A 16515-nucleotide genomic window follows, 5' to 3' on the forward strand; every position below is an offset into this window, starting at 1 on the left:
AAATTGCTCTGTTTCATAATTATCCCTAAGTTAATAAACTATATTTTTAAACGGTCCGGTTTTTAGGGAAGATTACACAATCTATTAATAATTTTCAAGCAGTTTAATAATCCAACATTTCTAATTGATAAATAATTTGCTACAATTAAAAAAATTTGTTTTGTAGTAAAGTTATATTTTTTTAGTAATAAGATTAGACTATATGCTTTTGATAACTCTAACTCTTTATTTATTTATTAATTTATATGAGGATAAAAAACCATTCTTTTTTCGTACAAATAATAAACTTTGTAACCATTCTTTTGATAAACCTCCTGTAGAAAAGTGTTTAATTAAAATTTCTGAAGTTATATAATTTTGATAAGCACTTGCTACTCTTACAGAAAAATCATAATCGTAACCATGATATCCTTTTATATTTTCATCAAATAAAAATTCTTCAAAAACTTTTCTTGTACAAGCTATAAATACTCCATCTAATGATACAATTGGATCTAATACATCATTTTTAAAATTTACTTTTTCCATCAAAATTTCTCCATCTTTTGAATCTTGAATAAAATGACATTTTTTATTTGGATTAGAAAACCAATAAGAAGGAAAGAAAGATTCATAATCTTCCCCGGCTACGCCAATACATCCTACATTTTCTTTCTTCAATAGGGCGACTAATTTATCTCCCCAATCATTTGTTCTGAAAATAACATCTTCATGTATAAAAAGTAAATTATCATAGTTAGCCTTTTTTCCTCCTTTATTATATGCTTCGTTTATTGAATATTCATTATTATTCTGTACAGTAACTATCTCATAAACAAAATCGCAACCAATTGTAACTTCTACATTTCTTTTAAACTGCTCAAGATAATCAATTTGATAAGATGATATAATAATTGAAAGCATTATAAAAAAGTATTTTTAATTAACATAATATTTGATGGATCCAGTTCTTGAAATTATATTTTGATTTAATCAATTCATCAACATCTTGATACGGAGTTTCTAAAAAATCGATTAAACCATTAAAATTATTGAAATCAGTTATATATATATTTTTGGGATTATAAAAATCATATTCTACAACCGATTTATTATCGGTAATAATTTTTTTATTAAAGTTTAATGCCTCAAAAAACCTCAACGATAATCCATCATGTTCCTCTCTTTTAAAATCTAATAAAACGTTTGATTTCTTCGTTAACAATATGTTTTCTTCATAGGAAATTCCATGTTTAAGAAACTTGACATTATCAGCTAAAGTTACATCTTCACCTGTCAATAAATTAATATTTAACTTAAAATTACTCGCTTTAATCTGATTTATAAGTAGTTTAATTTTCTTGACTCTTTCATCTAATCCAGCTCCTGTATAGTAAATATCCCATTCTATTTTTTCTTGATTATCTTCTTCAAAAAAGCAATTAGTAATCGCTTTTAGATTATAGTTGGGATAATCAATCACGTCTTGTTTGTCAAAAACATAGATTTGATCGAATAAGTTGTCATAATCCAATATTTTTTCTGAAACTGCTAATCCATCTAATTGATAATCGATCATCTTTCCGGAAACTGAACGTGCATATTCTAACACATTTTTGGGAATTAAATCACCCCGAATAACGAAACAATAATCAAAGTTTAAATTCTGTTTTTGTAATTGCTTTAGCTTTCTATCTGTAAGATTAATAAAATTACGATAATTAATATTGTGAATATGCTGCGTGTCTTTTTTAACAACTCGATAATAGATATTCTCCAAACGTTGCAATCCCGAAAATTCATAATAAGGAATCGGCTCGTCATAAAATTCATACAAAGAGTAGCCATTCAATTTGAAATGCTTTGCAAACTGTTTAGCAAGATTGATGTTTTTGTATATGAAAAGTACGGATGGCATTAATTAATATTTAAAATCTGTTTTAGCCATACATCAAAAGAATATTTTTCTACAATATTTTGATTAATTTCTATATACTCTAATTGTAAAAATCTTTCAATATCATCCTTAATAAGGTTATCATAATCAACTATTAATATATTATTTGAATTATAAAAGTCGTAATTAACAACATCTTTATTGTTAGTAATAAGTTTTTTCTGAAAATATAAAGATTCATAAAATCTAAAAGATAATCCATTATGACTCTCTAATTTTAAATCTATAAGACAAAAAGCTTTTTTAGCCTCTAGTAAATTATTTTTATAATCAATAGGATTAATAAAATATTCAATCGAATCATTACTTTCTCCTAGTTTTGAACCAGATAACAAAAATCTTTTTTTATAAGATGAAAATAAATTATCGAATTCAGATAAAATTTTAATTCTTTGATCAATCCCAACTCCGAGATAATAAAAGTCATATTCTATTTCATTTAAAATATCATTATAATTTTTAAAATAAAAATTAGTTATAAAATCCATTTTTAAATCTGGATAATTAATGATGTCGTCTTTTTCAAAACTATATATTTTTGTAAAATAATCCTTTTTTTGAAAAATATCAGGACACATTTTTACTCCATCACATTGATAATTAATTATCTCTTTTGCTTGTTTTGAAAGTTTTGCTAATACAAAAGTAGGAATCCTATCCCCTCTACAAAAAAGTATTTTTTCATAATGGTTATTACTAATATTTTCAAGACAATTTTGGTAATAATCATTTTGTCTTCTCTCTTCCAAACGTTTATAATAATCTCTTTTTTTAAGAAAATGTATATTGAACAAGTTTACAATTTTATGATAAAAAACTGTAAATTTGTTATATTGATAACTATGTTTAATGAAAAATTCGTCAATCTCAAATTTATCTTTTAATATATCTTTACAGTTACTTATAAATAAATTTCGAAATAAAGGATTTACTATTAAAATTCGAGACTTAACATTCATAATACTTTTTAATTAATTTTATCTTACGTTTTGCTTTAATCCAATTCTTCAGTCCTAATTTTTTGTATGATATATATTGATTAAGGTACATCATTTTATCTTCCATAGTAAAATTCAAATATCTTAGCTGATTTGCAAAATAATTAAAACTGTATAACTCAGTATTTTTGTCGATTGTCGGATTAACTGAATTAGATTCTTTATAAGCTATAATCAAATTTTCTAACCATTCTTTGGTCAAACTACCATGAGAAAAATGAACTATAGAAATTTTATTCGTTATATAATTTTGAAAATTTTCTGATACTTTTAAACTAAAATTAATATCATAACCATGAAAGCCTTTTAAATTTTCATTGAACTTGATTTGTTTCCAAATATCTTTTCGACAGGTAATAAAAACACCATCAAGTAATTTAGAATTTAACAATCCATTTTCTGTAGTTTCAAAAGTATAGTTGTATCTCTTATTGGTCTTTTTATTATAGTGTGACAGATGTGAATTTTTATAACTATCAATTTCCCACCAGGGTGTTGGTGTATTAGGAATATAATTTGCACCAGCAACTCCTATACAACCAATATGATCTATTTTTAGATAATCTATTAAAATTTTTCCCCAATCTTCTGTTTCAAACAAAATATCTTCGTGGACAAATAATAAATTCTCGTATTGAGCTTGCTCTGCACTTTTATTGTAAGCTTCACAAATGCCCATAATGCCAGGATTCCATTGTTGGATAATTTCATACTGAAAATCATCTCCAATCGTTTCTTTGACATTTTTAGAAAACTGATTAAAATCGTCTTCTTTGTAAGAAGAAACAATGATTGAAAGCATTATGAAAATAATTTAATTAACTTAAACAAGAAACGAGTGAACATATTCTTATAAATCTGAGTATTCGTTTTTTTAAATTGATCCAATTTATTATTAATAAGTCTATAATTAACGATTGCGTTCTCATTATAGTGTAAATATTTTGATAAATGTTTTTTAAAAATATAATTTTCAGTAAAATTTCTTTTTTTCAAGCTTTTATTAATTGCTACATCCATTGAGTTTCCTTTCCTTCTGTAATAAAATCCAATATAATTAAGACAAAAAACTTTAGATTCTGAAGTTATTATTGAAAGCCAATAATCCCAGTCTTCTCTACCAAAAGTTAAAATCTCATCATAACCTTTAGCCTCTAACCAATCATCTTTTTTAAAAAAGGCAGAACAAAAGATTAGATTAGATTGCAGTAAATTTTCATAATTATACTCAGGCAAATCCCATTTCCCTATTTGATCTCCAAAAAACTCTGCTTCGCTATAAATAATTGTATAATCATTGTCAAACTGTTGAGAAGCTAATTCTAAATATTGATTGCCAATTTTATCATCACAATCTAATGGTAATATCCATTCTCCTTTTGCTTTTTCAATCCCTGCATTTCGAGCAGAAGACAAACCACCATTTTCTTTTTTGAGATAAATAAAACGTGAATCTTTCTCCACCCAACGTAATGCAACTTCTTCAGTGTTGTCTGGTGAACCATCATTCACTATAATACATTCCCAATTTTGATAAGTCTGATCTAGTACTGATTGTAGACATTCGTCCATATAAATAGACTGATTGTAGCAAGGAACAATAACCGAGATAAGAAGTTGTTGCATGAAGTGTATTTTAAGTATTTCTAATTTAGGTTATTTACAAAGTTACTTCATTTATAAGAATATACAAATGATTATTTCTAACAAAAGCTTAAATACAAATACACAATTTAAATCTTGTTATGTAACTTGGTTAGGTCTTGTTTAATAAAATATTTAGATCGAAATAAAAGTCTTATTCTACAAATATTTATACCCCTTAAACAAACCCAATTTATACAATAATTTTAGTAGTCTTGATTTTTTTAGTAACTCTAATTTAGTAGAAATGTTGTCATAATCTTTCCTATTTACAAAATTATCAATAAATAGTTCTTCAATATTAACATTTCTTCTTTCAGCCATCTTGATTAAAGCAACCCAATGCCAGAAATAGGCTTTTTCTGCATTTTTATTTGTAGAAATACCACCGTTATGTATTCTGTATAAATAAAGATCTTCATCTATATACAGCACAGGAGCTACTTCACACATTTTCATGTACCAATCTTTGTCTTCTGCGATTTTGAGAAAAATATCAATACCTGTAGTTTTATTGTAAATTGATTTTTTGAAAGTTGCAAAATGCGAAATTTCTCCTTGAAAATTAAGATAATGTTGATCTAATTCTGTGATTTGTGTTGCGTAATGTACATTTTGTTTTTCAAGTTTTTCATTACAGAATATGAAATTAGAATAAATTAAGCCTACTTCTGTATTGTTATTATGATAATTTAAAATAATTTCTAAAGTATGAGGTTCTAATGCGTCGTCAGGATCTAGAAAACCACAAACTTCATTTGAAGCAAGTTCCACCAATCGTCTCTTTGTGAAACCTACTTTTTTGTTTTCTTCATTTTGAAAAAGCTTAAATCTTTTATCTTCACTAATAATGGATTTAATCATCTCTACAGAATTGTCAGTAGAGCAATCATCTAGAACAATCACTTCAAAATCCTGATGACTCTGTCTCATTAAGCTATCATAACAGTCTTTGAAAAAGTATCCATTATTATAGTTTGCTATTAAAATACTAATACTCATATCAAATTAATTTTTAGAACCTTCAGGTCCGAATTTATTTTGAATTGACTGCCCATATTCATCTATTTCATAGATAACCTTACTTGAATTATCTTTTTTTATAGAAACAATTAAAGGAACTATATTAACATGATTACTTCTTTCAGGAAATACTAACTCTAATTCATATCCTTCAATAAATTTTTCATTTAAAAAATTAATATCTATATTCAATGCTGCATTATTTGTATCAACTGAAACTCTATTAAGTACAGTTCCATTTAAAATTGACTTTTTAGGACTTAATCCTATTCCTAAAAGTTTATTTCTTTTTACAAAGTGGAAAACACGATCTTCAAATGTTATAGGATTATGATATGCAACCCTGCTAATTATTGATAACAATCCTTTTGTATGATAAATCGTTCCATCTACAGAAAAGGGATACGACCAATGCGTTATTTTAGTATTGTCATAATAATAATCCCACAATTTAAATTCACCCCAATCTTTTACATAATCAGGATAACCTTCAATATTTTCACCAACATAATTTCTATAAGAAACTTGTGTTTTATTATTCCGAATCAAATTTAAAACATCATTACTTATTGTGAAATCCGAATTAAAATAGCCATCATCTGTATCAAACATTACAAACTCATGTGAAGCTGACTTTAAAAGGTTTTCTAAAAGACCTTTAAAATTATCTCTCTTTTTATTTTTAAAATGATATTTATTAAAAAATTTAAAATGAGATCTACAATTTAATGCAGGTAAAATCCCTAAATCATACCCTTCTGAACGTTCATAAAACTTAATAAAATTGTATTCCTTATATTTTTTTTTTAATAAATCATACCCTATATTATGATTACCTGTTGTGTGATAAATAACAGCAATTGAATAATTATCGATCTTAAATCTACTTATTATTGATCTTAGAAGAAAATCCAATTGCATTGCCCTATTATATGAAAAAATAATATTTAGAAGCATAATTATATTTAAAAATTAGTAAATATTATAAGTAATATTAGGAGATAAAATACCTGGCGATTTTATAATTTCGCCAAAACTATTTTCAACATTAAACACATCAAACCCAATTTCTGTAAATTTGAATGCTGTCTCAGACCTATTTGCTCCCCAAAACATTTCGAAATAATAAGTATCCTCATTGATAGTATATGCAGGTATATTAAATGATACTTTATAATCTTTCTTCTCTAATTGGTTTTTATCTGCAATAAATAATGCTGTACTAAAAATTGTTTCCTCCATTGTATTTCTAAAATAAAAAGCTAAATCTAAATCCACATTTGTCATTTTATTCTCAAACACGATCTCAATATCAATTCCAGATTTTATTGTAATAGAATTTCCTTCTTTAGCCTTTACATTAAATGACTTCACTTTTATATTCTCGTTCTCAAAAACTCGATCACTATTTAAATGATTATATGAAGATAATTGATCATGGTTTTTCTGATATTCAGTAATACACTGATCGATATTACCATCTAATAGTAAACCTCCATTATTCATTAAAATACCATGTGTACATAACTCTCTAACTGCACCAATATTATGACTCACAAATAAGATAGTACGTCCTTCACCTTTAGTCACATCACCCATCTTACCCAAACATTTCTTTTGAAACTCGGCATCACCAACAGCTAAAACCTCATCTACAATCAAAATTTCAGATTCTAAGTGTGCTGCTACAGCAAAAGCTAAACGTACATACATCCCAGATGAATAACGCTTAACTGGTGTATCAACATAGCGTTCTACTCCTGCAAAATCAACAATTTCATCAAACTTACGTGTGATTTCTTTTCGTGTCATTCCAAGAATAGCACCATTTAAATAAATATTTTCACGACCAGTCATCTCAGGATGAAAACCTGTACCAACTTCTAATAAAGAAGCAATACGACCTTTATATTTGATAGAACCTGTAGTTGGTTTTGTAACACGAGAAAGTAATTTCAACAAAGTTGATTTACCCGCTCCATTTCGTCCAATAATACCGACAGCTTGTCCTTGCTCGACTTGAAAGTTAATATCTTTTAACGCCCAAATGTAATCCGAATCTCCTTTCTGTGTACGATCATTGGTTTCGCCAATCTTAAGATAAGGATCTTCCTTACCTGTAACATTCGCCCACCAACGTTTAATATCATGTTGTAATGTTCCTGTTCCAACTTCACCTAAACGATACTGTTTTGAAACATTTTCAACATCTAAAACTATATTTTTTGACATCATTAAATTCTTAAAATTAAACAGTATCCATAAAAGATTTTTCAACTTTATTGAAAATTAATGTCCCTATTACTAAAAGAACAAAAATCACCACAGTTGAATAACCTAATAAACCAATAGTAAAGTCTCCTTTACCTAAAAATCCATATTTGAAACATTCAAAAACACCTGTTAAAGGATTTAATTCAACCAACCATCTGTATTTATCAGGAAAAGATGATAAAGGCATAATGACTGGTGTCGCGTACATTGCTAATGAAACACCAAATCCCAATAACATATTTACGTCTTGGTATTTCGTTGTTAAAGATGATAAAATCATTCCTGTTCCTAGCGCAAATGCAGCCATTAAAATAATTAAAAATGGTGTTGCTAATAACCATATATTTGGTTCTATAGATGCACCAGTAAAATAATAATACAACACAACTATAATAAATAATGTGAACTGAACACCGAATCGCATTAAATTAGATGTTACAACAGCAAGAGGCATGACCAAACGAGGAAAGTAGACTTTCCCAAAAATAGAAGCATTTCCTCTAAAAACAGAAGCTGTTCCTGTAAGACAAGAAGAAAAATAATTCCATAGAGTAACACCTGCCAAGTAAAAAGCCATTTTTGGAGTTCCATCAGTTGATAAACCTGCTACATTTCCAAAAATAATGACATACATTACAGTAGTAAAAATGGGATTGATAAAAAACCAAATCGGCCCCAATATAGTCTGTTTGAAAGACGTAATAAAATCACGTTTCACTAACATATAAACCAAATCTCGGTAACGCCAAACTTCTTTTAAATTTAAAGAAAATAAACTATTTTTTGAAGTAATTACGTTAGACCAATTTTGATTTGTTTCTGAGTTTAAACTCATAAAATAAATAAATTTAGGTTGTTTAAAATTTTAGGTTCTATTTCCAGAACCTAAAACTATTTAATTATATTGTTTTTCGTAATAATTTTGGTAATCACCAGACGTTACATTGTCTAGCCATTCTTTGTTTGATAAAAACCAATCGATTGTTAGACTCAAACCTTGTTCGAAAGTCACACTTGGCTTCCAACCTAACTCTTCGTTGATTTTTGTTGCATCAATCGCATAACGTAAATCATGCCCTGGACGATCTTTCACAAATGTGATTAATTGTTCCGAAGTTCCTGCTTCTTTCCCTAATTTTTCGTCCATTTGCTTGCACAATTCTTTCACCAAATCGATGTTTTTCCACTCATTGAAGCCTCCAACGTTGTAAGAGCCTCCATTTTTACCTTCGTGGAAAACTAAATCAATTGCTTTGGCATGATCGATTACGAATAACCAATCGCGTGTATATTTTCCATCTCCATAAATTGGAAGTGGATTTCCATTCAAAATATTATGAATACATAACGGAATCAATTTTTCTGGAAAATGATTTGGTCCGTAATTGTTTGAGCAATTCGTCATCACAATTGGTAAACCATATGTATCGTGATAAGCTCTCACAAAATGATCCGAAGACGCTTTTGAAGCCGAATATGGAGAATGAGGATCATAAGAAGTTTCTTCCGTAAAAAATCCTTCATCCCCTAAAGCACCAAAAACCTCATCTGTCGAAACATGATGAAAACGTTTTCCTTCAAAATTATTGTTCCAAATCGTTTTTGCGGCATTCAATAAATTTACAGTTCCAATCACATTCGTCATCACAAATTCTAACGGATTTGTAATCGAACGATCCACGTGAGATTCCGCAGCTAAATGAATTACTCCATCTGGTTGATGTTTTTCAAAAACTTCTAAAATATGTTTTGCATCTGTAATATCAGCTTTTACGAATTCGTAATTTGATTTACTTTCGATATCTTTCAAATTCTCTAAATTACCTGCATACGTTAGTGCATCAAGGTTGATAATTTTCGTTTCAGGATAATTCAAAACAAATTCTCTTACAACGTGAGAACCAATAAAACCGGCTCCTCCAGTGATTAAGATTGTTTTCATAGTATTTTTATAGTTGTTAGTATTAGTCATTTCCAAATAAATCGCGTGTATAAATTTTCTCTTGCACATCAGCCAATTCTGGCGCATTTCGATTCGAGATAATCACGTCACATTCTTGTTTAAAAGCTTCAAAATCTTTTACCACTTTAGATCCAAAGAAAGAATCCTCCTTCAGAACTGGCTCATAAACCACCACTTCAATTCCTTTTGCTTTGATACGTTTCATAACGCCTTGAATTGCTGAAGCTCTAAAATTATCTGAACCCGATTTCATGATCAAACGGTAAACACCAACTTTTTTTGGATTTTTAGCGATGATAGAATCTGCAATAAAATCTTTTCGCGTTCTGTTTGCATCAACAATGGCTTGAATAATATTATTCGGAACTGCATCATAATTAGCCAATAATTGCTTCGTATCTTTTGGCAAACAATATCCGCCATAACCAAACGAAGGATTGTTGTAATGCGAACCTATACGAGGATCCAAACCAACACCCTCGATGATTTGTTTACTATCCAAATTGAAAGTTTGCGCATAACTATCCAACTCATTAAAATAAGCGACACGCAATGCTAAATAGGTATTAGAAAATAATTTGATTGCTTCTGCTTCTGTTGAATGTGTAAACAACGTCGGAATATCTTTCTTAATTGCTCCTTCTTTCAACAAATTTGCAAAAACTTCTGCTCTTTCGCTTTGCTCACCAATAATAATTCTTGATGGATACAAATTGTCGTATAAAGCTTTTCCTTCTCTCAAAAATTCAGGAGAAAAAATAATATTTTGATAATCTAATCGATCTTTTAAATCCTCAACAAATCCAACTGGAACAGTTGATTTTATAATAACAATCGCATTCGGATTATATTGTTTGACATCATTTATAACCGATTCTACACTTGATGTATTAAAGTAGTTTGTTTTTGGATCGTAATCTGTAGGTGTTGCAACAATCACATATTCTGCATTAGTATATGCAGTTTCTTTTTCTAAAGTTGCAAGAAAATTAAGCTCCTTATTCTGCAAAAAATCTATAATTTCTGTATCTTCAATTGGTGATTTTTTTGCATTGAGCATTGCAATTTTTTCTGGAACAACATCTAATGCAACTACCTCATTGTGTTGAGCTAATAAAATGGCATTAGATAGACCTACGTAGCCTGTTCCTACTATTGCTATTTTCATTTATGGTTATTTATAATTAGTTTAAGAGAACAAATTTAGTGAATTTCTCTAATATGACCACCAATTTACTAAAAATGAGGGAATAGACAACTAAGTATTTACAATTAAATAATACGCTATAAATCTTTTTAAGCCATGAATTAACATGATTAATTAAAATGAAAACTGAAAAACTTCAAACAAAATTAGTTCTATTTTAATATTCAAATTAACTTTACAAAACTTAAAATATTAAACGTAATGTCTGTAAATAAAGAAATCAAACGAATTACTACCGAAACCATTCGTAACATGAAATTTCAAGGTGAAAAAATTTCGATGTTAACAGCTTATGATTTTACAATTGCAACTTTAGTTGATGCTGCAGGAACTGAAATTATTTTAGTTGGTGATTCTGCTGCCAATGTAATGGCTGGACACGAGACAACTTTACCAATCACATTAGACCAAATGATTTATCATGCACAATGCGTGGTTCGTGGTGCAAAACGTGCCTTGGTTGTGGTTGATTTACCTTTCGGAACTTATCAATCTGATCCACAAAAAGCCTTAGAATCTTCTGTTCGAATTATGAAAGAATCTGGAGCACACGCAATCAAATTAGAAGGAGGAAAAGAAATTGAAGAATCTATTCGTCGTATTGTAAATGCTGGTATTCCTGTTATGGGACATTTAGGTCTTACACCACAATCTATCTATCAATTTGGTTCGTATAAAGTTCGTGCAAAAAAAGACGAAGAAGCAGAAAAATTGCTAACTGATGCTAAGCTGTTAGAAGAATTAGGATGTTTTTCATTAGTAATGGAAAAAATTCCTGCTGATTTAGCTTCTAAAGTTACTGCAGCGGTTAATATTCCTACAATAGGAATTGGAGCAGGAACTGGTTGTGATGGGCAAGTTTTAGTTGTACACGATATGTTAGGACTTAACAACGAATTCAAACCAAAATTTGTTCGTAAATATTTAAACTTAGAAGATCAAATTCACCAAGCAATTGGACAATATGTTGCGGATGTAAAATCGGGCGACTTTCCAAATGCGAATGAACAATATTAAATTTTAGTTGAAAGTTTTGGGTTTTGAGTTTCTTCTCATAACTCAAAACTCATCACTTAAAACTCAAACATGAATCCAGAAATTTTATTCGAAGATAATCATTTGTTAATCATTAACAAAAAAGCAGGCGAATTAGCACAAGGAGACGAAACAGGCGACATTCCACTTATAGATAGTCTAAAGGACTATATAAAACAACGCGATAACAAACCTGGAAATGTTTTCTTGGGATTGGTACATCGTTTGGATCGTCCAACTTCTGGTGTGTTGATTTTTGCTAAAACTTCGAAAGCATTGACACGAATGAACGAAATGTTTCAGAAACGAAATATTGACAAAGTTTACCGTGCCATTGTACAAAGCAAACCACCAAAAGACTTCGAAAGATTAGAACATTATCTAAAGAAAAATCCTAAAAATAATAAAACAACAGTTTATTCTAAACCTACTGCTGATGCAAAAAAAGCAATTTTAGAATATACGTATTTAGGTGCTTTAGATACTTTTCATTGTGTCGAAGTAAAGTTATTTACAGGTCGTTCGCATCAAATTCGCGCGCAACTTTCTTCTGTTGGTTGTCCTATCAAAGGCGATTTAAAATACGGTGCTAAACGTTCTAATCCTGACGGAAGCATTTGTTTACATGCGCATCGCATTACATTCGAACATCCTGTCAAAAAAGAAGAAATGACAATTGTAGCTCCAGTTCCGAAAGATGCAATTTGGCAAGCAACGAACAAATTTAATTCGTAAATTTGTAGCTTATTTGTTTGTCAAATGAACAGCATTTTTTATTTCATAATTTATCAAATTTCACGTTTACCACTTTCGGTTTTATATAGATTTTCAGACTTTCTGTTCTTTCTGTTGTACACGGTTATTGGTTATAGAAGACGCGTTATTAGAACAAATTTAGAAAACTCTTTTCCCGAAAAATCTCACGAAGAAATCAAAGCAATTCACAAGAAATTCTATGCGAACTTTTGTGATTATTTGGTTGAAACTTTAAAAAGTTTTTCTATTTCTCAAGAAGAATTGGACAAACGATTTACCTATTCTAATCTCGACATTTTTAATGAAATAAAAACTGAAAAACGAGATGTCATGATGATGTGTGGACATATTTTCAATTGGGAATGGTTTATTGGAACGGTAAAACATTTACCAACAAAAGAAAGTGCAGCTGTTTATCATAAAATTAGAAATCCTTTTTGGAACGATAAAATCAATGCGATGCGTGGTCGTTTTGGCACAAAAGCATTGGATATGAAAGATGTGTTACGTTTTATGATGAAAGCTCCAAATGATGGAGAATTAGCCTATTTATTTGTCGCAGATCAAAGTCCAAAACAATCGGCAGTTCATTATTTTATTGATTTTCTCAATCAGAGAACGCCTGTTTTTAATGGTTTTGATAAAATTGCTCGACGCAAAGATATGGGAGTTGTATTCTGTCAAACCGAGAAAATAAAACGAGGTCATTATCACACAACTTTTATTCGACTACAACCTCAACAAGAGAAATTTGAAGAAAATGAAATTGTTCATCAATTTTTTCATCATTTAGAACAAACCATTCAACAACATCCAGATAATTGGCTTTGGAGCCACAAGCGTTGGAAATACGCCGATTTGTAATTTTAAATATTCATGAAAACAGCAATTGCAATCCTAAATTGGAATGGCGAAAAATTATTGCCTCAATTTTTACCTTCGGTTATTAACAATTCTAGAAACGCAACAATTTATGTAATTGATAATGCGTCGACTGACAACTCAATCGAATTGTTGAAAACTCAATTTCCTTCAATAAAAATCATCCAGAACAAAGGAAATTATGGCTTTGCGCAAGGTTATAATGAAGGTTTAAAACAGATTGATGCAGAATATTTTTGTTTGTTAAATTCGGATGTTGAAGTAACTGAAAATTGGATTGAACCAATTGAAAAAATGTTTGACAACAATCCTGATATCGCCGCAATTCAACCCAAAATATTAGACTACAAAAACAAAGAGTATTTTGAATATGCCGGTGCTGGAGGAGGTTTCATTGATAAATTTGGTTATCCATTTTGTCGAGGACGTGTTTTTTCAACTTTAGAAAAAGACAATGGACAATACAACGACACCACACAAATTTTTTGGGCTACGGGTGCTAGTTTATTCATTCGAAAAAAAGATTTCTTTGAACAAAATGGTTTTGACGAAGATTTTTTTGCTCATATGGAAGAAATTGATTTATGTTGGCGATTAAACAATGCTGGTCGAAAAATTTATTATTGTGGAGAATCAACTGTTTATCATTTGGGTGGTGCAACTTTGGATAAATCCAATCCAAAAAAATGGTATTTAAATTACCGCAATAGTTTGTGGATGATGCTTAAAAATCTACCTGCAAGCAAGCTTTTCCCAATGATTTTCACACGCCTTTCTATGGACGGAATTGCTTCTATTGCATTTTTACCAAAGCAAGGTTTACCACATGTTTGGGCTGTCTTCATCTCTCATATGCACTTTTACAGAGGTTTCTTTAAGATGTACAAAAAGCGTCAACAACATCAAATTAAAAATTATTCTGATAAAGAATTATTGCCTTTTCAATATTTCGTACAAAAACGCCAGTACTTTAAGGATTTGAACTAATTACACTTCAAACATTATATCATTTCTTAAAATTTCTATAATTTTTTAATTCTATTATTGTAGAATTAAAAAATATTATTATCATTGTAGTACAAATAAAACTACTATGAAAAAAATATTGACATTATTTACATTTTGCTCTTTGCTTACAACTACATCTTTTGCTCAAAAACTTGAAGTGAATTATCAAGAAACTACTGAAGTTAACGTAGAAGAATTAAAGAAAAACATGAAAGTTGAATCGACAGGTTCTGTTAATTTACCTAAAGATTTTTACGACAATATGTTTAAAAGCATGGGAGAGCCAAAAGATTACACTTTAACTATTTATGATAATGTTTCTACTTACAAAAAAGTTGAAAAAATAAGTAATGGTCAAACAAACGGTGGTTTTTCAGTGTCTGTCGGTTTTTCTGGAGGAGGAAATGGTATTTATAAAGATTTAGTTACAAAAGAGTATGCTAAAAGCTCAAATTTAATGGACAAGTCCTATTTGATAAAAGATAAATTAACCGAATACAAATGGCAATTGACGCGCGAAACAAAGAAGTTAATTGGTTTTGATGTCAAAAAAGCAACTGCTGTTATTGATAGTACAAGAACTATCGTTGCATGGTATACACCGAGTATTGCTGTAAAAGATGGTCCATTAATGTACAATGGTTTACCAGGATTAATTTTAGAATTAGAGATTATCAATACTAAAAAAACTGATAAAAAAGGATTTGGAAATGTAACAATCAGAGCAACCGAAGTAAAGGAAGTTGCAGACATGAAACCAATAGAAAAGCCAAAAGAAAAGAATGTTATTTCGGAAAAAGATTTTGAAGAATTAGCAAAAAAACAAATGGCACGTTTCGAAGAAATGCGAACAGAAAGTGTTGATAAAAAAGATTAAACTTATTTTTTTGATTTTGATTAAACAATTGAGCGTTTTTGTTGTCTAATAGAATAAATCACAACAATTATGAAAAAAATAATTTCAATTTTTGTTTTACTATTTAGTTTCCTAGCTTTTGCACAACAAGAAAAGTTAGAAGTAACTTATACTTCTCGAATGATTTTGCCAGATGACTTTTCGTTTCAACCTCGTGGAGATGGACGAACAATGCCAAAAGAAATGCAAGAGCAATTCAAGAAAAATATACAAGAACCACAAGAAGCTGTTTTAACTATTCTTGGAGATGAATCTGTTTATAAAATGGTCGAAAAAATTTCAAATGATCAAAGTCAAGGTTCAAGAGGAATGAGAGGTGGAATGCGAATGATGGCTATGAATGGAGATAATATCTATAAAAATAGTACAACTCATCAAATTTTGAAAGAACAAAATGTCATGGGAAAAAGCTATGTTATTAAAGATTCTTTACAAAATTTTGATTGGAAATTAACGCGCGAAACAAAAACAATCCTAGGAAACGAAGCTAAAAAAGCAACCGCAATTATAGACAGCGTACAAACAACAGTTTGGTATATTCCGACATTGAAATACAAAACTGGACCCGAAAATTATTGGGGTCTACCTGGATTAATTGCAGAAGTGGAAACAAAATTTGATAGAGGAATGATGAAAGGTACAAGAATCATAAGTTTAACTGATCTTAAAACTTCATCAAGCACAAAAACAATTGAAAAACCAAAAGATAAGAATACAATTACTCAAAAAGAGTATAATAAATTAATGCAAGAGCAACGTAGTCGATTTGAAGAAATGCGAAATTCTGGTGTAAATAAACGAGATTAAATCACTCATTATTTTTAGTTTATTTTTAATAAAAAATAGTGCTAATTAAAAGAAGATTAGCTTATA

Annotated in this window: 17 protein-coding genes; 6 read left to right on the forward strand and 11 right to left on the reverse strand. The window is 29.3% G+C overall.

What is annotated here, in order from left to right:
• Positions 1-225: 225 nt before the first annotated feature.
• The 11 genes from QHG34_RS08635 to QHG34_RS08685 all read right to left on the reverse strand — a co-directional run bounded on the left by QHG34_RS08635 (position 226) and on the right by QHG34_RS08685 (position 11006).
• Positions 226-903 (reverse strand): glycosyltransferase, encoded by a 678-nt coding sequence (locus QHG34_RS08635; RefSeq protein WP_282629779.1) that lies wholly within the window; start codon positions 901-903, stop codon positions 226-228.
• Positions 904-922: 19 nt separating this feature from the next.
• Positions 923-1897, reverse strand: a complete 975-nt coding sequence (locus QHG34_RS08640) for a hypothetical protein (RefSeq protein WP_282629780.1) — start codon at positions 1895-1897, stop codon at positions 923-925.
• Complete coding sequence (locus QHG34_RS08645; protein ID WP_282629781.1) at positions 1897-2895, reverse strand: hypothetical protein; 999 nt, start codon at positions 2893-2895, stop codon at positions 1897-1899. The genes QHG34_RS08640 and QHG34_RS08645 overlap by 1 nt, the downstream gene beginning before the upstream one ends.
• A complete protein-coding gene (locus tag QHG34_RS08650) occupies positions 2885-3736 on the reverse strand; it encodes a glycosyltransferase (protein ID WP_282629782.1) in 852 nt (283 codons plus the stop codon). The genes QHG34_RS08645 and QHG34_RS08650 overlap by 11 nt, the downstream gene beginning before the upstream one ends.
• Positions 3736-4560, reverse strand: coding sequence for a glycosyltransferase family 2 protein (locus QHG34_RS08655; protein ID WP_282629783.1), 825 nt, complete (start codon positions 4558-4560; stop codon positions 3736-3738). The genes QHG34_RS08650 and QHG34_RS08655 overlap by 1 nt, the downstream gene beginning before the upstream one ends.
• A 177-nt stretch (positions 4561-4737) precedes the next feature.
• On the reverse strand, positions 4738-5580 hold the full coding sequence (locus QHG34_RS08660) for a glycosyltransferase family 2 protein (RefSeq protein ID WP_282629784.1): 843 nt from the start codon (positions 5578-5580) through the stop codon (positions 4738-4740).
• A 6-nt stretch (positions 5581-5586) separates the two neighbouring features.
• Entirely contained in the window at positions 5587-6558 is a 972-nt protein-coding gene (locus QHG34_RS08665; protein ID WP_282629785.1) for a hypothetical protein, read from the reverse strand.
• Positions 6559-6573: 15 nt separating this feature from the next.
• Positions 6574-7833 carry an ABC transporter ATP-binding protein gene (locus QHG34_RS08670; RefSeq protein WP_282629786.1) on the reverse strand — a complete coding sequence of 420 codons (1260 nt, stop codon included), beginning with the start codon at positions 7831-7833 and terminating at the stop codon, positions 6574-6576.
• Between the two features lie 16 nt (positions 7834-7849).
• Entirely contained in the window at positions 7850-8710 is an 861-nt protein-coding gene (locus QHG34_RS08675; protein WP_282629787.1) for an ABC transporter permease, read from the reverse strand.
• Between the two features lie 60 nt (positions 8711-8770).
• Positions 8771-9817, reverse strand: a complete 1047-nt coding sequence (gene rfbB / locus QHG34_RS08680) for a dTDP-glucose 4,6-dehydratase (protein ID WP_282629788.1) — start codon at positions 9815-9817, stop codon at positions 8771-8773.
• Between the two features lie 22 nt (positions 9818-9839).
• Positions 9840-11006, reverse strand: a complete 1167-nt coding sequence (locus QHG34_RS08685) for a nucleotide sugar dehydrogenase (RefSeq protein ID WP_282629789.1) — start codon at positions 11004-11006, stop codon at positions 9840-9842.
• 240 nt (positions 11007-11246) lie between these two features.
• Here QHG34_RS08685 and panB point away from each other — a divergent pair, with 240 nt between their 5' ends.
• The 6 genes from panB to QHG34_RS08715 all read left to right on the forward strand — a co-directional run bounded on the left by panB (position 11247) and on the right by QHG34_RS08715 (position 16449).
• Positions 11247-12062 (forward strand): 3-methyl-2-oxobutanoate hydroxymethyltransferase, encoded by an 816-nt coding sequence (gene panB, locus QHG34_RS08690; RefSeq protein WP_282629790.1) that lies wholly within the window; start codon positions 11247-11249, stop codon positions 12060-12062.
• 69 nt (positions 12063-12131) lie between these two features.
• Positions 12132-12815, forward strand: a complete 684-nt coding sequence (locus QHG34_RS08695; protein WP_282629791.1) for an RluA family pseudouridine synthase — start codon at positions 12132-12134, stop codon at positions 12813-12815.
• Positions 12816-12839: 24 nt separating this feature from the next.
• Positions 12840-13700 carry a lysophospholipid acyltransferase family protein gene (locus tag QHG34_RS08700; protein WP_282629792.1) on the forward strand — a complete coding sequence of 287 codons (861 nt, stop codon included), beginning with the start codon at positions 12840-12842 and terminating at the stop codon, positions 13698-13700.
• Positions 13701-13712: 12 nt separating this feature from the next.
• The gene (locus tag QHG34_RS08705) at positions 13713-14705 is read left to right on the forward strand and encodes a glycosyltransferase family 2 protein (protein WP_282629793.1); all 993 of its coding nucleotides are present in this window, start codon (positions 13713-13715) and stop codon (positions 14703-14705) included.
• A 106-nt stretch (positions 14706-14811) separates the two neighbouring features.
• Positions 14812-15603 (forward strand): GLPGLI family protein, encoded by a 792-nt coding sequence (locus QHG34_RS08710; protein ID WP_282629794.1) that lies wholly within the window; start codon positions 14812-14814, stop codon positions 15601-15603.
• A 69-nt stretch (positions 15604-15672) separates the two neighbouring features.
• Positions 15673-16449, forward strand: coding sequence for a GLPGLI family protein (locus QHG34_RS08715; protein WP_282629795.1), 777 nt, complete (start codon positions 15673-15675; stop codon positions 16447-16449).
• Positions 16450-16515 lie beyond the last annotated feature (66 nt).

Origin of the sequence: Empedobacter sedimenti (assembly GCF_030005555.1) — a bacterium.
Taxonomy (GTDB): Bacteria; Bacteroidota; Bacteroidia; order Flavobacteriales; family Weeksellaceae; genus Empedobacter; species Empedobacter sedimenti.